Source organism: Vagococcus luciliae, from assembly GCF_024637875.1.
GTDB classification, from domain to species: Bacteria; Bacillota; Bacilli; order Lactobacillales; family Vagococcaceae; genus Vagococcus; species Vagococcus luciliae.
In genome coordinates this window covers 120,495-144,696 of record NZ_CP102451.1, presented here as the reverse complement: position 1 = coordinate 144,696, position 24,202 = coordinate 120,495, and the positions used below count along the sequence as shown (strand labels likewise).

The following is a 24,202-nucleotide window of genomic DNA, read 5'->3' as shown; positions in this document are numbered from 1 at the left end:
GCAATGGAGACATTCTACATTAAAGAATATGTTCTTTCCGCTAATGTTCGGACAGTGATTAAGGATACCAAAGATAAACCAGTGTATATTTTGGTTGGACGTTGGGGTGTGAAAGGAGACGTATTATCAGTATATAGTATGGAAGGGGATGTTTTAGCAACAGTTAAACAAACGACATATGCTTTTCCATCTCATTTTGATTTGTATGATAGGCAACAAAAAGTTGGCTCTTTAGGTAGATTATTTTCATTTAATCGTGATATTTATTTAGTCAAGCAGCTGAATTGGTTAGTTTTAGCTAATGTTGGAAAACAATCCTATCGAATTTATTCGTTAAAAGAGCGAATGATGCGGATGAATAAATATACATCATTTAAAGAGGACTACTATAAGCTATCAATCATAAATAAAGAAGTATCTCCAATTTGTATTTGTATAGGAGCTGTGATGGATTATTGGGCAAAAAATAATGAAAAAAATTGGCAAACTGTTAATTCATTTCTTAATCCTAAACCTTCTTATCAATCAATTGAATTAATTAGAAAAAAATAAAAGCACTTTGGGAAAAATTTCCTAAAGTGCTTTTTTGTTATAATAAGTTTATTTTTCCTCGGCATGCTTCAATTGTCTCTTCATCCCATAATGATACCTGAACTTCACCAATATGTACTTTTTCAAGTAATAATAAGCATAAACGACTTTGACCAATTCCACCACCAATAGTTAACGGTAGTTCATTTGCTAAAATTTGTTGATGGTACGGGTATTTCAGCCGATCAGTTGCATTGGCTTTTTCTAACTGTTCTTTTAATGAAGTTTCGTCCACACGAATCCCCATACTAGATATTTCCACAGCAGTTTGTAGTGGTTCATGCCAAAATAGTAAGTCTCCATTTAATTGCCAATCATCGTAGTCAGGAGAACGACCATCATGCGGTTTTCCGCTCAATAATTTATCTCCGATTTGCATAATAAATGTTGTTGGGTGCTCTTTTACATAAGCTTGTTCGCGTTCTTTATCATTGAAATCAGGATATAAGTTTTCTAATTCTTGTGTTGTGATAAACGATATGTTGCTATCCAGTTCAATAGATAAAGCAGGATATTTAGTGTGCAAACGACTAGATGTTTCAATAATGGCATTTACAATTTGCTGAACAGTTTGTTTTAAATAATCCAAATTACGTTGATCTCTAGAAATAACTCGCTCCCAATCCCATTGATCCACATAAATAGAGTGTAAATTGTCTAACTCTTCATCACGTCTAATGGCATTCATGTCAGTATAGATTCCATTTCCTACATGAAAATCATACTGTTTTAATGCTGTACGTTTCCATTTTGCTAGAGAATGAACTACTTCTGCTGGAGTATCTAAAGCAGGAACGTCAAATTGTACAGGCCTTTCAACACCGTTTAGATTGTCATTCAATCCAGATGTTGCATCTACAAATAGAGGAGCAGAGACTCTTTTTAGTTTTAAACTACCTGTTAGAGCTTCTTCAAACCAATGTTTTGTTAAGCCAATTGCCTTTTGCGTGTCATAAACTGACAATGAGGATTGGTAATCTTTTGGTACAATCGTTTTTTGCTTCATATAATCCACTTCCTAATCAATGATTTCTCACTATTTTATCATACTTGTTTAATAATTGAAAAACATAATTTAAATTTTCAGAATAATTATCAATTTCTTTAATCAATAATAGTTTTTTAGTTAGTAGAATATAAAAACAATTAAATGAACGATATGTTCAGTAAACATTTAACCTTGAAACCAAAAGTGGACTTCATTAAATTATTGATAAAAAATCTAATGAATATAATAAGAAATTATTTACTATTCAGTTAGGTAATCAGATAGATTGTAATGCTTTAAAAATAAGGATATCAAATGATTCAAAATTTAATGAATAACTAACTATTAATGAAGGAAGTTGGGTCAGAAGAGGTTGATTTTAATGAAATAGATATTAGAGATAATTTAATATTTTTTGTAATATGAAGGAATATCTTTCTAACAAGTATAGAAGACTATAATTATTGTTCATTTTTTTACAAAAAAATCATAAAAACAACATGTTATCCGGTTGACATGAAAGCGGATTTAATTTATACTCTTAAATATAGAAAGCGCTTTTCAAAAAATGTTAACCGGTTGCTATAACTGGAAGAATATATTATCATCGGGGGAAACTGATATGTCAAAATTCAAAGAATCATTTAAAAATCCATCTTATTTACAAAGTTCGTTAACATTACTGCTATTTTTTGCTTCATGGGGAGTATGGTGGTCATTCTTCCAATTATGGTTGACATCTGAGTCTAGTGGTTTGGGATTAAGTGGTAGCGCTGTCGGAACGATTTTTTCAGCCAATTCATTAGTAACATTAATTTTTATGTTTGTCTACGGTACACTACAAGATAAGTTGTACATCAAACGAACACTATTAATCTTTTCAGCGTGTATAGCAACACTTGTAGGTCCATTTTTCATATGGGTTTATGGACCATTATTAAAGAGTAATTTTAATTTAGGAATACTTGTTGGAGCAGTTGTTTTATCTGCTGGTTTTCTATCATCAGTTGGAATTTTTGAAGCGGTGACCGAAAGATTTAGCCGTTTGTTTGATTTTGAGTATGGTCAAGCTAGAGCATGGGGATCATTTGGGTATGCGATTGTTGCGTTATTAGCCGGTTTCCTTTTTGTGAAGAATCCTAACTTAAATTTCTGGGCTGGATCATTTTTTGGCTTATTATTATTACTTAATTTATTGTTATGGAAACCTAAAGCTGAGAAAATAGCTAGCAAAGAATTTGAAGATAAGCAGGCAGAATCAAGCAGTGTCCCGTCTTTGAAAGAGATGTTTGGATTACTTAGATTACCGCAACTATGGGCAATTATTATTTTTATTGTTTTTACATGGACATTTTATAATGTATTTGATCAACAAATGTTTCCAGGTTTTTACACTAGTTTATTTTCAACATCAGCAGCAGGTGAAAAAATGTATGGTACGTTGAATGCGATTCAAGTATTTTGTGAAGCAATTATGTTGGGTGTTGTCCCAATCATCATGAGAAAAATTGGTGTAAGAAACACACTATTATGTGGTGTGACTATAATGTGCGTGAGAATAGGTCTATGTGGTTTTGCCTCATCACCAACAGCTGTTTCTTGTATTAAAATGCTACATGCCTTAGAAGTACCGATGTTTATTTTACCAATGTTTCGTTATTTTACTTTGCATTTTGATACTAAATTATCAGCTACTCTTTATATGATTGGGTTTCAAATTGCAGCACAAGTAGGTCAAGTTATTTTATCTACTCCATTAGGGATATTAAGAGATAAAGTGGGTTACCAGTCAACATTTAGAATTATTTCAATGATTGTTTTAGTGGCAGGGGTTTATGCCTTCTTTATTCTTAAAAAAGATGACCAAGATGTTCAAGGAGATCCATTCATTAGAGGTTAATAAATAAATTAATGACTATAAATAAAAACGAGAAAGTAGGAGATTTATTATGACAAACAAAGATACGATTGAATTAACAAACACACGCTATAGACTAGGGTATCATGTATCTGCACGATCAGGATGGATTAATGATCCAAATGGCTTTTGTTTCTTTGATGGTTATTATCATGTGTTTTTCCAACACCATCCACATAGTGCTGAATGGGGACCAATGCATTGGGGACACGCTAGAAGTAAAGATTTAGTTCATTGGGAAGAATTGCCAATTGCGTTGACACCTGGTGATAAAGAAGACGAGGATGGTTGCTTCTCAGGTAGTGCAATTGAAAAAGATGGAGTACTCTATTTGTTTTATACTGGACATCATTATTACGATGATGGAGATAAAGATCATTTTTGGCAAAATCAAAATATGGCTTACAGTACAGATGGTATTCATTTTACAAAATATGAAAACAATCCTATTATTGCAAAAGAACCTGGGGATAATACACATCATTTTAGAGATCCTAAAGTTTGGGAAAAAGATGGCGTTTATTATATGATTTTAGGCAGCCAAGGTGAAGATGGGGTAGGTAGAGCAATTGTCTACTCATCTAAAGATTTATTAGAATGGGAATATGAAGGACCTATTTCTAAAGCAAATGGCTTAAAAACTGAAGGTTTTATGTGGGAATGTCCAGACTTTTTCAATCTTGATGGCAAAGATATTTTATTATTATCACCACAAGGAATCGATGCGCAAGGAAAAGATTATTTAAATCTATTCCAAACAGGTTATTTCATTGGTGATTATGACTACAAAACAGCAACATTCACACGTGGTGAGTTCCATGAATTGGATAAAGGGCATGATTTTTATGCGACACAAACAACATTAGCACCAGATGGTAGAAGAATTGTGATCGCGTGGATGGATATGTGGGAAAGTCCAATGCCTGAGCAAGAAGATGGTTGGGCAGGAGCTTTAACTATTCCACGTGAATTGAGATTAAAAAATAATCATCTTTACATGACACCTGTTAAAGAATTAGAAACTTTGCGCGCAGAAGAATTAAAGCATGATACAACAACTGTAATGAAAGAATTATGTTTAATAAAAGATGCCTTATCTAATGAATTATTAATAGATGCTCCACTAGATAAGTCAGAAGAACAAGAACTCATTATTTCATTAAAAATGTCTGAAAATGATTTGGTTTTATTAACATATTCTAATAAAACGAATGAATTTATTTTAAAACGTAATGACAAAGACGACTTAAGATATGGTACAATTCAGTCATGTGATAAACTGTCATTACGAGTATTTATTGATACAAGTTCGATTGAAATTTTTATTAATGATGGAGAGCTTGTGTTCACTGAGCGTTTTTATACTGAGGAAAAACCTGAAGTATGTCTTTCAGTTAGTGAAAAACAAACAATCTCTTATACAGTTTATCGTCTTGAAAACGATGCAGTTTCTTATAACTAAGGAGGTTTTATTGTGTTAATTGGTAGTATTGAAGCAGGTGGAACAAAATTTGTCTGTGCTGTAGGGGATGAAGATTACCGTGTGAAAGATCAAATTACTTTTCCTACTACTACACCAGAAGAAACATTAAAAAAAGCAGTGGATTATTTTAAACAATTTGAGATTGACGCACTAGGTGTGGCATCTTTTGGGCCAATTGAGATTAGAAAACATTCACCAAAATCTGGTTATATTACAACAACACCAAAACCAGGATGGAAAAATGTTAATGTTCTAGGTTATTTACGGGAAGAATTAAATGTCCCAATGTCTTGGACAACGGACGTTAATGGTTCTGCTTATGGTGAATACATTATGTCGACTTTATCAAATGAAAAAATAGATTCACTGGTTTATTATACTGTTGGAACAGGTGTTGGTGGTGGAGCAGTTATTAATGGTGACTTACTAGGTGAAGCGGGACATCCTGAGATGGGACACACATATGTTAAGCGTCATCCTGATGATTTAGAATTTGAAGGGATTTGTCCGTATCATGGTGACTGTTTAGAAGGATTAGTTGCTGGTCCAACTTTTGAAGCTCGTTTGGGCAAAAAAGGTGAAACGGTTCCTTTAACAGATCCTGTTTGGGATATTATGGCTTATTATTTAGCACAGGCAGTTATCCAAACAACTCTTATTATTCGACCAGACAAGATCGTCTTTGGTGGAAGTGTTGCTAATGAAACCTTACTAGAGAAAGTACGTCAACAAGTTGATGAGCTATTAGATGATTATGTTGAGTTACCACCTCTAGATAAATATATTACACGTCCATTAATTAAAAATAATGGTTCAGCAACATTGGGCAACTTTGCTTTGGGATTAAATCAATTACAAGAATAATAGTAAAAGGCTTTTATAATCAAGTGTTATAAAAGCCTTTTTTATGCTATTCTATATGTATAAAAATAAGAGGGGAAGGCATATGAGACCAAAGTTAGAAGATGTTGCCAAACATGCCAATGTATCAAAAACAACGGTGTCACGGGTATTAAATAATCGAGGATACTTAAGTCAAAAAACGATTGATAAGGTTAACCAGGCGATTGAGGAGCTTAATTATCAACCGAATGTTGTGGCTAGACAGCTTTATAATAAGAAAACAAATATTATCGGCTTGCTATTTCCGACTATAGCAAACCCTTTTTTTGGTGAGTTGTCTGAAGCATTAGAAAAAAAACTATACGAAAAAGGTTATAAAGTATTAATTGGTAATTCAATGAATGATTCCAAAAAAGAATCAGATTATTTAAATCAATTATTATCGGAGCAAGTAGATGGTTTAATTGTTGGAACGCATAATCAAGGAATACAGGAATATAAATATCAAAATCTACCCATTGTGGCTATTGATCGCGTGATGAATGAAGATATTCCAGTTATTGAGTCAGATAATTATCAAGGTGGCAGATTTGCTACTAAGGAATTGATTGAGCAAGGAGCAAAAAATATCATCCATACGAATGGACCTAGTGAATTAGAAACGCCAGCTAAACGTCGTCGAATAGCTTATGAAGAAACAATGAAGGAACATGATTTGATACCTAATACAATAACATTAGATTTTAATATTCCTTATCAAGAAAAGAAAAAAATATTTTATGATTTGTTTGAAACATACCCAGATGTGGATGGAATTTTTGCATCAAATGATATGGATGCGGCCTTAATTTTACAAGTTGCAAAAGAAAAACATATACGCGTACCAGAAGATTTATTACTCGTAGGTTATGATGGGACACTGATGACACGTAGTATCTTACCCGATTTAACGACGATTATTCAACCGATAGATGAGATGGCAGAGATAGCAATTGATATTTTAATGAAACGAATAAATAAAAAAGAAACAGAGAAAGAATATATCCTTCCAGTAAAAATTTGGCGAGGAAAGACATCAAAAAAAGACAGCTATAAGTAGGATATAACCTATTGAAGTAAAGTTATAGTTCCTTATATTTAATTCATGTAAAATGTATTTATTGATAAATTAAGGTTAATGGTTATGGCTAAATTTAATATTTGAAATAAATTCTGCGTAACAATATGTGTAAATTAAGATGAAGCAAGTCTGGTTGTTCTTTTATAATCTAATAAATTATGTCATGATAGACAAGGTGACAGTTAGAACATAAAGGAGATTGACGATAATATGAGAAACATAAAAATGACGATTGAATACGATGGAAAAAGATATCAAGGATGGCAACGTTTAGGTAATTCTGATAAAACGATTCAAGGTAAGATAGAAAATATTATTCATCAAATGACTGGTGAAAAAATAGAAATTATAGGCTCAGGCAGAACCGATGCAGGAACCCATGCAAAAGGACAAGTGGCCAATTTTAAAACTGAATCAACTATGTCTTTGAATGAGATGTTAGACTTTTTTCATCAATATTTACCTCAAGATATTGTGGTGAAACAACTTGATGATATGCCAGAACGATTTCACTCTAGATATAACGCCAAGGGAAAAAAATATAGCTATAATGTCTGGAATCATCGTATTCCCTCAGCCTTTTATAAAAATTATAGCATGTATGTCCCAGAGGACTTAAATATAGAAAAAATGGAAGAGGCATGTAAAAAATTAAAAGGAACGCATGATTTTCGAGGTTTTTCTGCATTGAAAAAAACGAAAAAATCAACTACTCGAACTATATCAGATATAGCCATTCAACGTCATGGTGACATTTTGCAATTTACCTTTGTAGGGGATGGCTTTTTGCATAAAATGGTTCGCATTATGATGGGAACATTACTTGATATTGGTGTAGGTCGTTTAACTGTAGAAGACATCGATAATGTTTTTGAGACTGGTATTAGAAGCCAAGCAGGTGATACAGTGCCAGCACAAGGTTTATTTTTAGATGAGGTATTTTATAAGTAACAAAAAAGGAGGCAATGTGTTAAAGACATTGCCTCCTTTTTTAATCTTTTTTGAAGAATCTGATACCAGTTAAAATTGTGGCAATGAAGCAAATAACAAATGAAGTGATATAAACAGCATGCATCCCATAAATGAAAACATCTGGACGACCTGCTATGTAAGTTGTAACCCTTTGTTCATAATGATAACTCATTGCTGCGTACAAGATAGTTGTTGATAGAGAAATGCCTACCACCATCCCTAAATTTCGTGCAAGAGAATTTAAACTACCTGCTACACCTAAATCCTTTTTCTCAACATTGCTCATAACTAGAGTGTTATTTGGTGCTTGAAATAAGGCATTTCCAAGACCGACAAAAATAGAAGCAAATATAAAAAAGATAAGAGATGTTTGTTCGCCTAAAATTAAATAGAGTAATTGAGAAATAGTGATTAAAATCAATCCCACAAAAGTTAATAATTTTGCGCCAACTTTATCAGTGATATACCCACTAACAGGAGAGCCAATTATCATAGTAAAAGGAACTACCATCATTAAGATACCTGAAAAACTAGCAGAATAGCCTCTTGTATTTTGTAAATAAAAAGGAATCACAACATTTGTAAAAAAGTTTGTGACAAAAATCATAGAAGCTGTTAACAAACTTAACGTAAATACTTTATTTTTAAATAAAGAAAATTGAATGAGAGGATTGTTCTTTTTTGTCTCAATTCGGTAAAAAATCACCATTGTTATTAATGCAATAATAATTAATAAAACAGGCAATGTGTGTGTATAACCTACTTCTTGACCGATAAATATGCCACCAAATAAAGTTAAAATAATTGTGGCAAATAATATAAATCCGATAAAATCAATTTTAGTCCCAGATTTTGTTGAATCTTTTGGTAAAACTTTTTGACCAAGTAAGATAGTTAATATGCCAATAGGTACATTGATTAAAAAAATATATTCCCAAGAAAATTGGGCAAGAATGACACCGCCAAGTCCAGGACCCATAATCGATCCTAGTGAAACGAAAGCACCAATCATCCCTAATGCTCGGCCACGTTCACTTAACGGAAAAACTTCTGTGATAATTCCTGTGTTTGTTGACATTGTCATACTAGCACCAATCGCCTGGATAACACGAGAAAGTAGGATGAGTTCAAATGTATGAAAGACACCACATAATAACGAACCTAAGACAAATGTTATCGTTCCAATACGAAATATTTTAATCTTTCCAATACTGTCGCCAATCTTACCAAAAAGTGGTAAACAAGCGCAAACTGTCATTAAATAAATTGAGACAATCCATTCTGCTTGATTCATTGGAATATGCATGTCTTTTGACATTACTGGTAGAGCGATATTAACAATACTTCCATCTAGTGTAGACATGAAAGTAAATAATCCAATCGCAACTAAGACAAGCCATCTATTTTTTTGAGTTGTTGTTTCCATTGATTTTCCTCCATCGCTATGTTTATATATCTTTTTAAATCATTTATTGTCACAATCATTGAAATGAAATAAGGGTAGTAAATAAACTACTTTATTATCTTACTACAAATTTTCATTTTTTAGGGGAATTTTTTATAAGAAACAAACTATTGTATTTATGATAAACTAGATTGAAAGAATAGATTAGGAGGACAGGTTGTTTATGGTGGAAAGCAATGAAAAAGATGTTGTTCATCAGTTAGGTGTCTATATTAGAAAGATAAGAAAAGAGTCCGGACTAACGATGGAACAACTATCAAAAAAATCAGGCGTGAGTGTTTTATCAATTGGTAATATTGAAAATGGTCGGACCAATCCAACGATTAATATTTTATGGAAGTTATCCCAAGCATTAAATATGACCTTATCCCAATTAATTGGTTACTCTAATGTATCAAATACTGTATCTAAAGTCAGCACCATGGCTTATTTTATGAGTGATTTAACAAAAGGCTGGCTGGTGCAACCTGTTTTTCGGGAAGATAATATTGAAGTGTTTAGAGTATGCTTAAAGGCTAATTCTATTAATACCGCACAATATCAGCCAAAGGAATCTGTTGAAGTATTAACGGTAATGAAGGGGAAAATTGCTATAAAAGTCGAAGGTAACATTTATCACTTAGAAACATATGATACGATTAATTTTTATTCTGGAACTATTCATGAATACATTAATGAAACTGATGAGGATGCTCTTTTAAGTATTGTTGTTAAATATTAAAAAGTATATTATAATATATATTTATATATTATAATATACTTTTTGGTTTAAGGAGATTAATGATGGAAAAGAAAATAAATAAAGTGTTGTTGTTAGGAATTATTTTTGTGGCGATGAATTTACGATCGCCCATTACTGCTGTAGGACCATTAATAGGGATTATCTCAGATGATTTAATACTTTCAGGAGGGCAAGCGGGATTAATTACTACTATTCCATTGATGTCTTTTGCTATTATTTCTCCAATTGCACCTAAACTAGCAAATAAATGGACAATAGAAAAAACAATTTTTGGTGCTTTAATTGTCTTAGTACTAGGTATGTTTTTACGAGCTATCCCACAACTAACTTTTTTGTTTTTAGGAACAACGTTGTTAGGTGCAGCTATTGCGATTTGTAATGTTCTTATCCCAGGACTTGTAAAAAAAGAATTTCCTCACCAAAGCGGATTGGTAACAGGAATTTATTCTGTCAGTATGAATTTAACAGGTGCAATTGCATCTGGAATTAGTATTCCTTTAGTAAGAAAAATTGGATTGGACTGGAATGTTGCTTTGGGATTATGGTCAATTTTAGCATTAACAGCATTTGTTTGTTGGTTACCTCAGTTGAAACGTCAAGATAAAGAGGTTCAAGAGATGACACCTCAAGAAAATTCATCTATTTGGACGTCAACACTTGCTTGGTCAGTCACGTTATTTATGGGAATTCAGTCCTTTATTTTTTATGTATTAGTTGCGTGGTTACCAGAAATGTTAGTGGACAAAGGGCTATCGACAATACAAGCAGGTGGTATGTTATCATTATTGCAAATGACGTTGTTGCCTATCACATTTATTGTGCCAATTATTGCTGAAAAACGACCAAATCAAAAAAGTTTTGTTTGGGTTTCTTTTTTATTGTTTGCTTTTGGTATTTTAGGATTAATGGGAAATAATATGAAGATAGTGTCTCTGTCTATTATGGGAATAGGTATAGCTGGAGGAATTGCTTTTAGTTTATCCATGATGTTTTTTAATTTACGAACAACTAGTGCAAAGCAAGCTGCTGAATTATCAGGAATGGCTCAATCTATTGGGTACTTACTTGCAGCAACAGGTCCTTTTTTATTTGGTTTTTTACATGATGTAACAAAAACTTGGCAGTCATCTCTGATTATTTTATTAATGATGACAAGTATTTTATTAATCGTTGGCCTTAACTCAGCGAAAAAACGTGTTATCTAACATTAACAAGGTATAAAAATTTTTATACCTTGTTAATGTTTATTTTGTTTATGAAAAATTTGAAAAAGATAGAGATAAGAAAGAATGTGTGGTAAAATGAGAAAAAAATGAGAATGATTAGAAAAAGGGGATGGGTTTAATGACATTAGATTGGAATAATTTAGGTTTTGATTATATCAAAACTCCGTATCGATACATTGCACGGTATAAAGATGGTAAATGGTCAGAAGGTGAGTTAACAGAAGATAACACATTACATATTAGTGAAGGCTCTATGGCACTTCATTATGGACAACAGTGCTTTGAAGGATTAAAAGCATATCGTTGTAAAGATGATTCAATTAATTTATTTAGAGTAGATGAAAATGCTAAGCGAATGAAAGTGAGTGCAAATCGTTTGATGATGCCAGAAGTGTCAGAAGAGATGTTTATTGACGCTGTAAAAAAAGTGGTTAAAGCAAATGAAAATTTTTGTCCCCCTTATGATAGCGGGGCGACACTTTATTTAAGACCTTTATTAATTGGTGTTGGTGATGCCATTGGTGTTGGACCAGCACCTGAATATTTATTTACAGTCTTTTGTACGCCTGTAGGTCCATATTTTAAAGGTGGATTAAAGCCAACTAATTTTATCGTATCAGAATATGACAGAGCAGCTCCACAAGGGACAGGTGCTGTAAAAGTTGGTGGAAACTATGCTGCGAGTCTTTATCCTGGTAAAGTAGCAAAAGAAAAACAGTTTTCGGACTGTATTTATCTTGATCCAGCAACGCATACAAAAATTGAAGAAGTGGGTTCTGCTAATTTCTTTGGTATTACAAAAGATAACCAATTTGTGACACCTTATTCACCATCTATTTTACCAAGTATAACGAAATATTCTTTACTTTATCTTGCAAAAGAACGACTAGGATTAAAGACACGAGAAGGTGATGTCTATTTAAATGAAATAGATGAATTTATAGAAGCTGGCGCATGCGGTACTGCAGCAGTCATTTCTCCTATTGGAGGGATTCAAGTAGGAGATGATTTTCATGTGTTTTATTCTGAAACGGAAGTAGGTCCAGTGACTAAAAAATTATATAATGAATTAGTAGGCATTCAATTTGGAGATATTGAGGCGCCAAAGGGATGGATCACAAAAATAGAGTGAACATTAAATAAAGATTAAAAAAATGTTGACAGGATTAAAAAAATCGTGTAAATTAATGGCAACATATAAATAATGTTCTGTTTGATTAGGAAAGTAAGCTTTGATGCTTTTTAGAGAGACTCTGGTTGGTGAAAAGAGTTAAGTGATGATAAGTTGAAAATGGCCTATGAGGAAAGAGTATCGATAGGTAGGTACTCTCGGAAAAAGTTTCACCGTTAAAAGAAACACCGATAGATCCATTGTCGGGTATGAGGGAAGAAGAAATTCTTCTAAAAAAAGGTGGTAACACGATAAGTCGTCCTTTTACATAGTTCGCTATGTAAAAGGGCTTTTTTATTTTTATAGACCTACATTGACATGGTAAGTAGATTGACTTTATTTTTTACAGAGAACCTCATGAAGCTGAGAAGAGGAAAGATAAACTAATTGAAAATGGCCATTGAGTAATTTGTATTCGAGCATATAATTGTAAGAATATAACGAGCGCAACCGTTAACTTGCTAGGGTATGATAGTACCCGATAAGGGCTAATTTGTGAAAATTAGTCGAATTAGAGGTGGTAACACGCATAAGCGTCCTCAATAAAACAAATGACAGGGTTTGTTTTATTGAGGTTTTTTTTTTATTAATAATTAAAGGAGAAAAAATATGATTGAATTAAAAGATATATCTGTTACTTTTCATCAACCTGACCGTGACGTTTATGCGGTGAGAGATGTTGATTTGATTATTGAAAAAGGAGATATTTACGGCATAGTGGGCTTTTCAGGAGCAGGGAAAAGTACATTAGTAAGAGTCATTAATTTATTACAACGACCAACTACAGGAGATGTCTTGATAAAAGGAGAAAACATTACGAATTTAAAGGGAAAAGATTTAAGAAGGAAGAGACAGTCCATTGGGATGATTTTTCAGCATTTTAATCTAATGGCAAGTCGTACTATTTTTGATAATGTTGATTTTTCACTAAAGTATTCAGGAAAATCAAAACAAGAGAGAAAAGAAAAAGTAATAGAATTATTAGAATTAGTTGGTTTGTCGGATAAACATGATGCGTATCCAAGTCAATTATCAGGTGGACAAAAACAACGTGTCGCTATTGCTAGAGCATTAGCAAACGATCCGGAGATACTTTTATGTGACGAAGCGACCAGTGCTTTAGATCCTAAGACAACGCTACAAATTTTATCTTTATTAAAAGAGTTAAATAAACGTCTAAATTTAACGATTGTCTTAATTACACATGAAATGCAAGTGGTCAAAGAGATTTGTAATAAGGTAGCTGTAATGGAAAATGGTGAGATTGTAGAAAAAGGGGATAGCGTGACACTATTTAGTCAAGCAAAACAAGAGTTGACACAAACCTTTATTCGAACCGCTTCACATATCGATCAAGCATTAGAAACGATTTTATCGAGTCAATCGTTTATTGATTCATCTGAAAATGTTTGGCTAATTGAACTATCCTATATTGGCAGTCAAACAAATGAAGCCTTAATCTCACAGTTATATAGTCGCTTCCAAGTATCTGCTAACATTTTATATGGGAATGTTGAAATCATACAGGATGTTCCATTAGGTAGTTTAGTTGTGAGTTTGACTGGTGAGTTAGATAAGCGTAAAGAAGCCATCCAATATTTAATCTCTGAGGGAGTCAACATTACAATTATTCAGGCAAATGAAACAATCGATATAGAAGGAGTGAGTCATTATGCAAGAAATTATTGAAAAATATTTGCCAAACGCTAGTCAAATTCCTGATGAATTTAAACAGGCAACCATTGAGACATTATACATGTCATTTTGGACAGCTATTATTGCCGGCGTATTTGGTTTGATATTTGGGATCATATTGGTTGTAACAAGACCAGGAGGATTATTGGAACAAAAATATGTGTATCAGATTTTAGATAAAATTGTGAATGTAGTTAGATCTATTCCATTTATTATTTTATTAGCTTTATTAAATGTTGTAACACGTGTGATTGCTGGAACAACAATTGGAGCAACTGCAGCACTTGTTCCACTTGTAGCAGGAGTTGTCCCATTTTTTGCTAGACAAATTGAAGTAGCTTTACTTGAAGTTGATTCAGGAGTGATTGAGGCAGCAGAGGCTATGGGAACCAGTCCTTTAGGCATTATTTTTAGAGTGTATTTAAAAGAAGGACTACCTGGTATTGTGAGGGTTTCAGCTTTAACGATTATTAACGTGATTGGTTTAACAGCTATGGCAGGGGCAGTCGGTGCAGGAGGATTAGGAAATTTAGCCATATCAAGAGGTCATAATAGATTTCAAAGTGATGTAACTTGGGTAGCGTTAATTATTATCTTATTAATAGTGTTTATCTGCCAAGGAATCAGCAATTTTATTATAAAAAAAATTAGTCATTAACAATAAAAAGGAGAATGAAATATGAAAAAATTTGTTGGATATATTGTAGCAATAATAGCAGTTTTATTATTAGTAACAGGGTGTGGGTCTGGAAATAAAGAGGCAACATCTAAGTCAAAAGACGGAAAAGAAGTGACAGTAAAATTAGGTTTTGTCGGATCAGACACAGATGTATGGGATGATGTAAAAAAACGATTAAAAGATGAAGGCATTGATTTAGAATATGTTAAATTTACAGATTATAGTCAACCAAATGTAGCTTTAGATAATGGCGATATTGATTTAAATTCATTTCAACATCAAATATTTTTAGATAATTTCAACAAAGAACATGGAACTAACTTAGTTTCTATTGGGAATACAGTGAATGCACCATTAGGTATTTATTCTGAGAAAATTAAAGATGTTAAAGAATTAAAAGAAGGGGATACAATTTCTATTCCCAATGATGTAACAAATGGTGGGCGTGCATTATTACTTCTTCAAACAGCAGGGTTAATCAAAGTTGATCCAGCCAAAAAACAAGCACCAACAGTGAGTGATATTACAGAAAATAAGTTGAATTTAAAAATTGAAGAATTGGATGCAGCACAAACACCTCGTTCACTTCAAGATGTGACAGCAGCTATTATTAATAGTGGGATTGCAGTAGATGCGGGGTATATTCCAGAGAAAGATGCAATATTCTTAGAACCAGTAAATGAGACATCAAAACCATATGTAAACATTATTGTGGTTAGAAAAGAAGATGAAGAGAATGAAACATATAAAAAAATAGTAGATGCTTATCAAACAGAAGAAACTAAAAAAGTGATTGAAGAAACCTCTAAAGGATCAAGTATTCCAGCGTGGGATACATTTGGTAAAAAATAAATTTAATCTAAAGGAGTATTGAATATATGACAAGAGAAAATAAATCTGCAATTATTATAGACTATATAGAAAAACAATTACCTGTATATAAAGAACTAGCACTAGACATTCATAATCATCCAGAAGTTAGTAATTATGAAGTGTACTCTTCTGATGTATTAATTAATCAATTGAAAAAAGAAGGTTTTGACGTTAAAAAAAATGTTGCCGGTCACCATACAGGATTTGATGCACGATACAAATCTTACAAGCCTGGACCAACTTTAGCATTTTTAGCTGAATACGATGCCTTACCTGGAATTGGTCATGCATGTGGACATAACTTATTTGGAAACTATTCAGTTTTAGCTGCTAGTGCATTAAAACAAGTGATAGATGAAGTTGGTGGTGAAATTCGCATTTATGGAACACCTGGAGAAGAAGGAGGGGAAAATGGATCAGCTAAAGGTAGTTTTGTAAGAGAGGGATTTTTTGATGATGTTGATGCCGCCCTCTGCGTTCATCCTGCACACAAGTATGGTAAGACGGCTTTAGGATTAGCAAACGATCCGGTAGATATTGAATTCTTTGGTGTGGCTTCTCACGCTGCAGCAGCACCTGAAAAGGGAGTTAATGCGCTTGATGCTTTAATACAAGTATTTAATGGTATTAATGGACTAAGGCTTCATTTACCCAAAGATGTGAATATTCATGGCATTATTACTAATGGGGGTGTTGCTGCGAACGTTGTTCCTGAATATGCGTCTGGACGTTTTTATTTGAGAGCAGCTAATAGAAAAACCTTGGACGATGTCTATCAAAAAGTTGAAAATATTGTTAAAGGTGCGTCAATTGCGACAGGAGCAGATTACAAATTTGGGTTATTTCAAAATGGGGTAGATGATATTATTGTGACACCAATATTTGATGATATTTTTGTTAGTCATTTTGAGAGAATCGGTATTTCAGAAGAAGAAATATATAGTGGTGAAAGACAAAATATCGGTTCTTCCGATGTTGGAAATGTTAGTCAAGTGATTCCAACCATTCAACCAACAGTATCTATCTCTGATGAATACATTGCAGGTCATTCAGAAGAATTTAAAGCAGCTGCTAAAAGTGAGAAAGGTTTAAATTCAATAGGAATTGCTGCCCAGTTGTTAGCAGAAACAGCGTTGGATTTACTTTTAGATGATAAGTTATTAAACGAAATAAAAGAAGAACATAAAAAACAAAAAATACAAGGGAATTAATCGTTATTCTTTATCAGTATAATAGATTTTTATATTGATATTACCAAAAAGCCCCCCTGTTTTTTACACTAACATTGTATAGTAAAGATGTAGTGGTCATGCCTTTATAGAGATTGGACCCTACTATAATTTTTTATGTTAATAATTAGGCTTGAAAATAAGAAAATAACTTGTTTATCTTATATAGAAATAAGCTATCCCCCTAGTTATTTTTTATTAAGATGTTTCTAAAAAAACAAGTCTAAAGCATGACTGAATGGTATTATTTCATTCAGTTTTTTGAGTTATGTTATAGAAATAGGTATAATTGATTTATCTAATAAATTAGGAAGAAGTTATATGAAAATTAGTTATCATGGCCATTCAGTCATTATTATAGAAACAGATGATCATACTCGTATTTTAATTGATCCATTTATTACAGGAAATAAATTAACAGACCTAACACTAGAAAAAGTGGAAATAGATTATATTTTTATTACTCATGGACATAGTGACCATGTGGGGGATTTGGTTTATTTAGCTAAAAAAAACAATGCTCAAGTTGTTGCTATTCCAGAAATTTGTCATTTTGCAACAAGTCAAGGGATTAAGAATGTTCATCCTATGAATATAGGTGGAAAGTTCGATTTTCCGTTTGGTCAAGTTAAAATGGTTTTTGCGCAACACAGTTCAGGATATGAGTTGGATGGTGAGATGATTTATATGGGAGAACCCGCTGGATTTATCTTTACCATTGATAATAAGTCAATTTATCATGCCGGAGATACTGCTTTTTATAGTGATTTATCTTTGCTGGGAGATGATTTTGATTTAGATATCGCTTTTTTACCAATTGGTGACAACTTTACAATGGGGATAGAAGACGCTGCAAAAGCATCAAACGTTATTCAAGCAAAATTGACTATACCGATTCATTATAATACCTTTCCTGTTATAGAACAAAATCCATATGAGTTTATTGGTTTATTACCAGAAAATACAGGTAAAGTATTAGAACCAGGAGAGTTCATTAGTATTTAAAAATCATATGAGAACAGTCTGAATATAACTGTTCTTTTTTTATTCCAAAAACATGTTGTATTGAAAATGATAAAATAATGAAACCTTTCTATTGCATTGTGGATAAAAAAAGTCTATAATAGCCGAATGTAAGAATGAGAGGACGTGATATCACTTGAAGTTAACCAATGCAACGGAACAAGCGTTGGCAATCATGGCATTATTATCGACACAGGAAAAAGACGTACCTGTGTCATCAATCGCAATTTATCAAAAACTGTCTGTTTCTTCTTCTTATATTAGAAAGTTACTAAGAAAGTTAGTGGTTTCAAATATTATTGAAGGAGTATCTGGAAACAATGGTGGATTTTACATTAAAAAAGATTTATCTGATATTACGCTATTACACATTGTTGAAGCAATAGAAGAGCCGTTTCACTCATTCCCAAAAGTGGGTGTTTTAGAGAGAGCTTTTAGTGATTTTACTAAAATTGCTCAAACAGGTGATGAACAAATTGCCGAGTGCTTTTCGCGAGCGGATAAAAAATGGAATAAAGAATTAGAAAGAATCACAGTAGAAGATATATTATCTGATGTCTTTCGTGAGTATGGTGAAATACCACATAGAAATTGGAATGATTTTATAGAGGATGAGAGGTCAATTCAATGTTAAATAGAATAAAAAATGTATGGGATTTATTTGTACTAGATTGGAAAAGGATTTTTCATAACAAGCTCACGTTTGTATTGATGATAGCATTGATGATTATCCCATCGTTATATGCATGGTTTAACATTGCAGCGTTATGGGATCCTTATTCAAATACTGGTGGTATCAAGATTGGAATTTATTCCGATGATCAAACAGTTGATTTAAAAGGAAAAAAAATCAATATTGGTGATGAGATCGTTAAAAATTTAAAAGATAATAAATCAATTGGTTGGCAATTTGTTTCATCAAAGAAAGAATTAGATGATAAGGTTAAGACCGGAAAATATTATGCAGGGTTATATATGCCAAAAGATTTTACTGAGAATCTTTTAAGTTTTACTAAAGGAGAAATTGATTATCCAGAAATTGAATATCAAGTGAATCAGAAAATCAATGCCATTGCTCCCAAAATATCTGATAAGGGTGCTGGAACTATTCAAGATACGATTTCAACAGAATTTATCGAAACAGCTAGTAAAACATTATTAGAAGTATTTAATGAGATTGGATTTAACCTTGATGCCAATTTACCTTCTATTAAAAAAATTACGTCAAAAATTATCAAAGTAGATGAAAATCTTGATGAGATAGATGGTTATACAAAAGAAGTTCTTGAATTACAAACTAAAATGCCAGAATTTAAACAGAAACTAGCATTAGCTAATGAATTTGTTGATTATATTCCTGAATTAAATAAAACGACTGACAAAGTTGTGGCATTAAATGGAAAATTACCTGAGATAGCCCAATATGGTCAAATCGTTTATGATGTTCAGGGAAACATCCCTAAAATTAAGAATGCTGGAACGCAGTTAAATAAAGCAGATAATGATATGGATAAAGTCGTTCAAATGATGAATGAAGCAATCAATGAGGCTACTAAGGGATTAGAAGTGATTGCCACAGCACAAAAGGTGTTGCCAGATGTGAAAGATTTGATTAATACAGCAGATGGAATGATTCCAGATTTACAAAAGCAATTAGAAAAAATTGCAAAAGTATTGCCAACAGTGACAGAAGGATTGACACAGGGGATAGAAGTATTAGATACTTTGTCAAAAGTTTCGGCAAAATTAGCTGCAGATATTGCAGCACTTGATACGGAGACTCACACGGCACAAATTCATGCCCAACTTGAAAAATTAAACAATCAGTTAACAACACAATTACAGCTGATCCAATCATTAAAAGAAACACTCAATCAGTTAGCGAGCTTGCCAAATGCTCCTGATTTTTCAAATGCTTTATCTCAATTAGATACATTGGAAAATCACGTAAGTCATGCTCAAAGTAATGTTCAGTCTATATTAGATAACTGGGAAGATTATGCTTCAGCCCCTGATAGATTACAACAAAGGCTAACAGAAATAAGTAATACTTTAAATCAATTAGTTGTTTCTATTAATCCCTCAGAAATTGAGTCTCAAGTTAATCAAACATTATCTAATGTTGAAAGTATGCTTAATTCAGCAAAACATATTACTGGAACAGTGATTAATGATGGGACTATGGAAACATTGGATAGTTTATTGAAAAATACAACAACTATTATTAACGAAGCAATTGATTTCTTAAAAGATTATCAAAAGGAAATGCCTGCTATTCAAGATGAGATTCATACAGCTAACATTATGCTAAATGGCAATATGGATTTAATTATTAATGGTATTAATCAAGGTGCTGATTTTTTTAAAAATGATTTTCCTGTTGTTCAAAGTAAAATGAATAAGGCAACATTATTTATTAAAAATGATTTACCTGGAATTGAAAATGATGTAAAAGAGACCATGTCCAAAGTTAATGAAAAGGCTCCTAAATTGGAAACAGCCTTAAATGCAGCAGAAGTTATGATTAAAGAAGACTGGCCGAATGTTAAAGAAGGTGTTCAAAAGGCAGCAAATGCCATTAGAAAAGGCGAGAAAGACATTGATTTAGAGGAGGCAGTGAAGTATCTTAAGGGTGATGCTAATGCTGAAAGTAAATTTATTTCTAGTCCAGTCAAGCTTAAAACGAAAGATGTGTATCCTGTTCCAAACTATGGATCAGCAAGTACACCTTTTTATACAGCACTTTGTTTGTGGGTTGGGGCAGTCTTATTCTCAAGTATTGCATCAACTAAATTCCATTTAGATGAGGAACAAGTAGGACGTTTCTCAAAACGTCAACAGTTTTTAGCCCGTATGGCAACATTCTTAGTAGTAGGTTTCTTCCAAGCGTTAATTGTAACAATTGGAAATCAATTACTTCTTGGAACTTATACAAAAAATCCAGTATGGAATGTTATATTTGCCTTAATTATTGATTTAGCCTTTATGATGATGGTATATGTACTAGTAGCTTTGTTTGATAATCTTGGTAAAGGAATTGCCATTATTATCTTGGTTCTATCTATTTCCGCTGGTGGAGGTAACTTCCCAATTGAAATGTCAGGACCGTTCTTTAGAGCAATTAATCCATATATTCCTTTTACCTATGCTGTGAACTTATTAAGAGAATCAGTAGGTGGTATTTATTGGCCGTCAGCACTTAAAGCTATCACTATTTTAATCAGTATAACAATAGGATTCTTCATTGTTGGATATATTTTATATCCGAAAGCAGAAAGAATCTTTAAAAAAGTAGGAGATAATTTAAAAGAAGGACATATTCTACATTAATAAAAAAAGAATCCAAATAGTATTTTGGATTATTTTTTCTATCTATCTAAATAAGAAAGAATAGCGATAAGTGTTTTAAGTACTAAATGGTATTTTAAGATAGTTATCCATTTACTTATAAAGACTGATAATAAAGTGTATAAATACGTTATATAAATAACATAAAATAACATAAAACGTTTTTAATTTAATTTTTGTTAAAAGTTTATATACTATTTAAAATAAATGACTTTTCCTTTAAAAGGTAGTGTAAATAGTAAAATTAAATAACAATTAAAAAATATTTTGTAACTGAAATTTATTAGCTGTATACTAAACAAGAAAAAATAATGATTGTTGATTGCCTTAATAGACAACCAGCTAAAGGGGAGACAGAACTATGAGTAAAGTCGCGATAGTTACAGGAGCAGGACAAGGAATTGGTTTTGCTATTGCAAAACGATTGTATAACGATGGTTTTAAAGTAGGAGTGATTGATTATAATAAGGACATCGCACAAAAAGCAGTTGAATACTTAGGAGAGAATGCTTTTGCTGCAACAGCTGATGTTTCTGATAGAGAGCAATTAGCTTCAGCTATTCAAGCGATAGTTGAAACATTTGGTGATTTGCATGTTATGGTAAACAATGCTGGGATTGCTCCAACAACACCAATCGAAACCATTACTCCAGAACTTTTCAAAAAAGTTTATGACATTAATGTTGGTGGAGTATTATGGGGAACTCAAATCGCAACAGAAATGTTCCGTAAATTTGGTCACGGTGGTAAAGTGATTAACGCAACATCTCAAGCTGGTGTTGTAGGAAACCCTAATTTAATGCTTTATAGTTCATCAAAATTTGCGGTTCGCGGAATGACTCAAATCGCGGCACGTGATTTAGCTGAAGAAGGAATCACAGTAAATGCTTATGCACCAGGGATTGTTAAAACTCCTATGATGTATGACATTGCTCATCAAGTTGGTAAAAATGCTGGAAAAGATGACGAATGGGGAATGCAAACTTTTGCAAAAGATATTGCAATGAAACGTTTATCTGAACCAGAAGAAGTAGCAAGTGTAGTATCATTCCTTGCAGGACCAGACTCAAACTACATTACTGGTCAAACAATTATCGTAGATGGTGGAATGCAATTCCATTAATATTAGTTATAAATTAAACTCTCTCGGGAACATTTCTGAGGGAGTTTTTTTATACGAAAAAAAGAGTGCTGATAAAAAATCAACACTTTCTTATTTATTAATCTTCAATTTTATGGATATCAATAATTGAACCAGTGTGAGCATCCGCTGTAAATTCATATTGAACAAGTTGTCCTTCTTCAATACGAGAAATACCACCTGTATAGACATCTGTTTTAATAGCAAATTTGTCTAAAGGTTCCTTTTTAAAGTGAATCCAAGAGCCTTCGATTGGACCATCTTGTAGAAAGTCAGATTTTACTTGCTCTAAAATATCATCTGCTGAAAGAACTTTGTTATCTTTGTACCATTTTGTGACTAAAGCACCAGCAACGGCACCCACTGCTAAACCAATACCTAAACCAGTCGTTAAGCCATGATGATAAACTTCTTTTGTTTTTTGTTTTTTATGAAACATGTCGTTACCTCCTATGGTAATACTGATGTTCTTATTGTAGCATAAATGAATAAAATAGAAAGAAAAAAGAAGTTAAAAAATCAAGTGATTGGTTTTTGACTAAGCTTTGCTTATGTTATAATTAAGTGAAGAAGAAAGAGAGGTGAACTACTAATTATATAATTAGTAGATAATCATGGATGATAAATTATTTAATCGTATAAAAACATTAACTGAAATTCAAAGTGTCAGTGGTCTTGAAGATAACATGCGACGTATTATGGCTAAAGAGATGGCACCTTTTGTTGATAAAATAGAATATGATGGATTAGGTGGTGTGTTTGGTATTCGTAAAAACAAATCAAACGAGGCACCACGTATCATGTTAGCATCTCACATGGATGAAGTTGGTTTTATGGTGAGTCAAATTTTAGAAAATGGGTTATTTAGAGTAGTCCCATTAGGTGGATGGAATCCTTACACCGTATCGGCTCAACGTTTTACTTTACAAACAAAAAAAGGTGACTATCCAATTATTTCAACATCAGTTCCACCTCATTTATTAAGAGGGGCAAGTAAGAAACAGGGAATAGATGTTGCGGATATTTTATTCGATGCTGGATTTGTATCAAAAGAAGAAGCAGAAGAGTTTGGTGTTCGCCCTGGCGATGGCATTGTTCCTCAATCTGAAACAGTAAAAACGGCAAATGGTAAACGAATTATTTCAAAAGCGTGGGATAATCGCTATGGTTGTACCCTTGTTTTAGATGTGTTAGAAGAATTATATGGACAAGAATTACCAAATACCTTAATTGCAGGAGCAAACGTACAAGAAGAAGTTGGGTTACGTGGAGCAAAAGTATCGACTCACAAATTTAAACCTGATTTATTCTTTGCAGTGGACTGTTCACCAGCCGATGATATGTCAGGTAAAAAAGACGCTAATGGTCAATTAGACGAAGGATTCTTATTAAGAATTTTTGATCCAGGAATGATTATGTTAGGTCGCATGCGTGAATATATCCTTGAGTTAGCAGAAGATAATAACATTCCCTATCAATACTTTGTTTCAAAAGGTGGAACAGATGCAGGTGCAGCACACTTAGCAAACGATGGTGTTCCAAGTGCGGTAATTGGTGTGCCAGGTCGTTATATCCATACTCATCAAACCATGTTTAGTATTAAAGATTATGAAGCTGCAAGAGAAATGGTCTTGAAATTAATCACAACATTAGATAAAACAGAAGTTGATACAATAATATACGGAAAGTAGTGAA

The 24,202-nt window shown here is 32.7% G+C and carries 21 protein-coding genes and 1 other annotated feature; of the genes, 18 read left to right on the top strand and 3 right to left on the bottom strand.

All coding sequences use genetic code 11. The features are described from left to right. Positions 1 to 3: 3 nt before the first annotated feature. Positions 4 to 552 (top strand): LURP-one-related/scramblase family protein, encoded by a 549-nt coding sequence (locus tag G314FT_RS00790; RefSeq protein WP_257701660.1) that lies wholly within the window; start codon positions 4 to 6, stop codon positions 550 to 552. A gap of 37 nt (positions 553 to 589) precedes the next feature. On the opposite strand, the gene asnA is transcribed toward G314FT_RS00790, so the two are convergent. Further along, a complete protein-coding gene (gene asnA / locus G314FT_RS00785; protein ID WP_257701659.1) occupies positions 590 to 1,597 on the bottom strand; it encodes an aspartate--ammonia ligase in 1,008 nt (335 codons plus the stop codon). A gap of 604 nt (positions 1,598 to 2,201) precedes the next feature. On the opposite strand from asnA, the gene G314FT_RS00780 reads away from it, so the two are divergent. The 5 genes from G314FT_RS00780 to truA all read left to right on the top strand — a co-directional run bounded on the left by G314FT_RS00780 (position 2,202) and on the right by truA (position 7,894). After that, positions 2,202 to 3,479 carry an MFS transporter gene (locus G314FT_RS00780; protein WP_257701658.1) on the top strand — a complete coding sequence of 426 codons (1,278 nt, stop codon included), beginning with the start codon at positions 2,202 to 2,204 and terminating at the stop codon, positions 3,477 to 3,479. 49 nt (positions 3,480 to 3,528) lie between these two features. Further along, positions 3,529 to 4,959 carry a glycoside hydrolase family 32 protein gene (locus tag G314FT_RS00775; RefSeq protein ID WP_257701657.1) on the top strand — a complete coding sequence of 477 codons (1,431 nt, stop codon included), beginning with the start codon at positions 3,529 to 3,531 and terminating at the stop codon, positions 4,957 to 4,959. Between the two features lie 12 nt (positions 4,960 to 4,971). Beyond that, positions 4,972 to 5,844 carry a fructokinase ScrK gene (gene scrK, locus G314FT_RS00770; RefSeq protein WP_257701656.1) on the top strand — a complete coding sequence of 291 codons (873 nt, stop codon included), beginning with the start codon at positions 4,972 to 4,974 and terminating at the stop codon, positions 5,842 to 5,844. Between the two features lie 82 nt (positions 5,845 to 5,926). Beyond that, a complete protein-coding gene (locus G314FT_RS00765) occupies positions 5,927 to 6,922 on the top strand; it encodes a LacI family DNA-binding transcriptional regulator (protein ID WP_257701655.1) in 996 nt (331 codons plus the stop codon). Between the two features lie 231 nt (positions 6,923 to 7,153). Continuing rightward, a complete protein-coding gene (gene truA, locus G314FT_RS00760) occupies positions 7,154 to 7,894 on the top strand; it encodes a tRNA pseudouridine(38-40) synthase TruA (RefSeq protein WP_257701654.1) in 741 nt (246 codons plus the stop codon). Between the two features lie 40 nt (positions 7,895 to 7,934). Here truA and G314FT_RS00755 read toward each other — a convergent pair whose 3' ends face one another. Continuing rightward, positions 7,935 to 9,341 carry an MFS transporter gene (locus G314FT_RS00755; RefSeq protein WP_257701653.1) on the bottom strand — a complete coding sequence of 469 codons (1,407 nt, stop codon included), beginning with the start codon at positions 9,339 to 9,341 and terminating at the stop codon, positions 7,935 to 7,937. A gap of 202 nt (positions 9,342 to 9,543) precedes the next feature. Between G314FT_RS00755 and G314FT_RS00750 the strand changes: the two genes are divergently transcribed. The 11 genes from G314FT_RS00750 to G314FT_RS00700 all read left to right on the top strand — a co-directional run bounded on the left by G314FT_RS00750 (position 9,544) and on the right by G314FT_RS00700 (position 22,489). Then, positions 9,544 to 10,101, top strand: coding sequence for a helix-turn-helix domain-containing protein (locus G314FT_RS00750; protein ID WP_117972469.1), 558 nt, complete (start codon positions 9,544 to 9,546; stop codon positions 10,099 to 10,101). A 62-nt stretch (positions 10,102 to 10,163) separates the two neighbouring features. Continuing rightward, positions 10,164 to 11,327 carry a CynX/NimT family MFS transporter gene (locus G314FT_RS00745; RefSeq protein ID WP_257701652.1) on the top strand — a complete coding sequence of 388 codons (1,164 nt, stop codon included), beginning with the start codon at positions 10,164 to 10,166 and terminating at the stop codon, positions 11,325 to 11,327. 139 nt (positions 11,328 to 11,466) lie between these two features. Beyond that, positions 11,467 to 12,480, top strand: a complete 1,014-nt coding sequence (locus G314FT_RS00740; RefSeq protein ID WP_257701651.1) for a branched-chain amino acid aminotransferase — start codon at positions 11,467 to 11,469, stop codon at positions 12,478 to 12,480. Positions 12,481 to 12,550: 70 nt separating this feature from the next. After that, positions 12,551 to 12,786 (top strand) — a binding site (T-box leader). Between the two features lie 342 nt (positions 12,787 to 13,128). After that, complete coding sequence (locus G314FT_RS00735; protein ID WP_257701650.1) at positions 13,129 to 14,208, top strand: methionine ABC transporter ATP-binding protein; 1,080 nt, start codon at positions 13,129 to 13,131, stop codon at positions 14,206 to 14,208. After that, the gene (locus G314FT_RS00730; protein ID WP_257701649.1) at positions 14,192 to 14,872 is read left to right on the top strand and encodes a methionine ABC transporter permease; all 681 of its coding nucleotides are present in this window, start codon (positions 14,192 to 14,194) and stop codon (positions 14,870 to 14,872) included. Before G314FT_RS00735 ends, G314FT_RS00730 begins: the two co-directional genes overlap by 17 nt. Before the next feature lie 21 nt (positions 14,873 to 14,893). Then, positions 14,894 to 15,745, top strand: coding sequence for a MetQ/NlpA family ABC transporter substrate-binding protein (locus G314FT_RS00725; RefSeq protein ID WP_257701648.1), 852 nt, complete (start codon positions 14,894 to 14,896; stop codon positions 15,743 to 15,745). A gap of 26 nt (positions 15,746 to 15,771) precedes the next feature. Further along, positions 15,772 to 16,977, top strand: coding sequence for a M20 family metallopeptidase (locus G314FT_RS00720; RefSeq protein ID WP_257701647.1), 1,206 nt, complete (start codon positions 15,772 to 15,774; stop codon positions 16,975 to 16,977). A gap of 339 nt (positions 16,978 to 17,316) precedes the next feature. Further along, entirely contained in the window at positions 17,317 to 18,000 is a 684-nt protein-coding gene (locus G314FT_RS00715) for a metal-dependent hydrolase (RefSeq protein ID WP_257701646.1), read from the top strand. Positions 18,001 to 18,154: 154 nt separating this feature from the next. Then, complete coding sequence (locus G314FT_RS00710) at positions 18,155 to 18,652, top strand: RrF2 family transcriptional regulator (RefSeq protein WP_257701645.1); 498 nt, start codon at positions 18,155 to 18,157, stop codon at positions 18,650 to 18,652. After that, on the top strand, positions 18,646 to 21,348 hold the full coding sequence (locus G314FT_RS00705; protein WP_257701644.1) for a YhgE/Pip domain-containing protein: 2,703 nt from the start codon (positions 18,646 to 18,648) through the stop codon (positions 21,346 to 21,348). The genes G314FT_RS00710 and G314FT_RS00705 overlap by 7 nt, the downstream gene beginning before the upstream one ends. 379 nt (positions 21,349 to 21,727) lie before the next feature. Further along, complete coding sequence (locus G314FT_RS00700; RefSeq protein ID WP_257701643.1) at positions 21,728 to 22,489, top strand: (S)-acetoin forming diacetyl reductase; 762 nt, start codon at positions 21,728 to 21,730, stop codon at positions 22,487 to 22,489. 97 nt (positions 22,490 to 22,586) lie between these two features. Here the strand turns inward: G314FT_RS00700 and G314FT_RS00695 are convergent, their stop codons facing one another. Continuing rightward, a complete protein-coding gene (locus tag G314FT_RS00695) occupies positions 22,587 to 22,946 on the bottom strand; it encodes a PepSY domain-containing protein (protein ID WP_257701642.1) in 360 nt (119 codons plus the stop codon). A gap of 175 nt (positions 22,947 to 23,121) precedes the next feature. Here G314FT_RS00695 and pepA point away from each other — a divergent pair, with 175 nt between their 5' ends. Beyond that, positions 23,122 to 24,198 (top strand): glutamyl aminopeptidase, encoded by a 1,077-nt coding sequence (gene pepA / locus G314FT_RS00690; RefSeq protein WP_257701641.1) that lies wholly within the window; start codon positions 23,122 to 23,124, stop codon positions 24,196 to 24,198. The last annotated feature ends 4 nt before the right edge of the window (positions 24,199 to 24,202 follow it).

Bases quoted from the DNA above. Each gene is read 5' to 3' on its own strand.
- G314FT_RS00740 (WP_257701651.1), top strand. From the start codon at position 11,467: ATGACATTAGATTGGAATAATTTAGGTTTTGATTATATCAAAACTCCG.
- G314FT_RS00720 (WP_257701647.1), top strand. From the start codon at position 15,772: ATGACAAGAGAAAATAAATCTGCAATTATTATAGACTATATAGAAAAA.
- G314FT_RS00750 (WP_117972469.1), top strand. From the start codon at position 9,544: ATGGTGGAAAGCAATGAAAAAGATGTTGTTCATCAGTTAGGTGTCTAT.
- G314FT_RS00775 (WP_257701657.1), top strand. From the start codon at position 3,529: ATGACAAACAAAGATACGATTGAATTAACAAACACACGCTATAGACTA.
- pepA (WP_257701641.1), top strand. From the start codon at position 23,122: ATGGATGATAAATTATTTAATCGTATAAAAACATTAACTGAAATTCAA.
- G314FT_RS00765 (WP_257701655.1), top strand. From the start codon at position 5,927: ATGAGACCAAAGTTAGAAGATGTTGCCAAACATGCCAATGTATCAAAA.
- G314FT_RS00780 (WP_257701658.1), top strand. From the start codon at position 2,202: ATGTCAAAATTCAAAGAATCATTTAAAAATCCATCTTATTTACAAAGT.
- G314FT_RS00715 (WP_257701646.1), top strand. From the start codon at position 17,317: ATGAAAATTAGTTATCATGGCCATTCAGTCATTATTATAGAAACAGAT.
- G314FT_RS00745 (WP_257701652.1), top strand. From the start codon at position 10,164: ATGGAAAAGAAAATAAATAAAGTGTTGTTGTTAGGAATTATTTTTGTG.
- asnA (WP_257701659.1), bottom strand. From the start codon at position 1,597: ATGAAGCAAAAAACGATTGTACCAAAAGATTACCAATCCTCATTGTCA.
- G314FT_RS00705 (WP_257701644.1), top strand. From the start codon at position 18,646: ATGTTAAATAGAATAAAAAATGTATGGGATTTATTTGTACTAGATTGG.
- G314FT_RS00755 (WP_257701653.1), bottom strand. From the start codon at position 9,341: ATGGAAACAACAACTCAAAAAAATAGATGGCTTGTCTTAGTTGCGATT.
- truA (WP_257701654.1), top strand. From the start codon at position 7,154: ATGAGAAACATAAAAATGACGATTGAATACGATGGAAAAAGATATCAA.
- G314FT_RS00725 (WP_257701648.1), top strand. From the start codon at position 14,894: ATGAAAAAATTTGTTGGATATATTGTAGCAATAATAGCAGTTTTATTA.
- G314FT_RS00735 (WP_257701650.1), top strand. From the start codon at position 13,129: ATGATTGAATTAAAAGATATATCTGTTACTTTTCATCAACCTGACCGT.
- G314FT_RS00700 (WP_257701643.1), top strand. From the start codon at position 21,728: ATGAGTAAAGTCGCGATAGTTACAGGAGCAGGACAAGGAATTGGTTTT.
- G314FT_RS00730 (WP_257701649.1), top strand. From the start codon at position 14,192: ATGCAAGAAATTATTGAAAAATATTTGCCAAACGCTAGTCAAATTCCT.
- G314FT_RS00790 (WP_257701660.1), top strand. From the start codon at position 4: ATGGAGACATTCTACATTAAAGAATATGTTCTTTCCGCTAATGTTCGG.
- G314FT_RS00695 (WP_257701642.1), bottom strand. From the start codon at position 22,946: ATGTTTCATAAAAAACAAAAAACAAAAGAAGTTTATCATCATGGCTTA.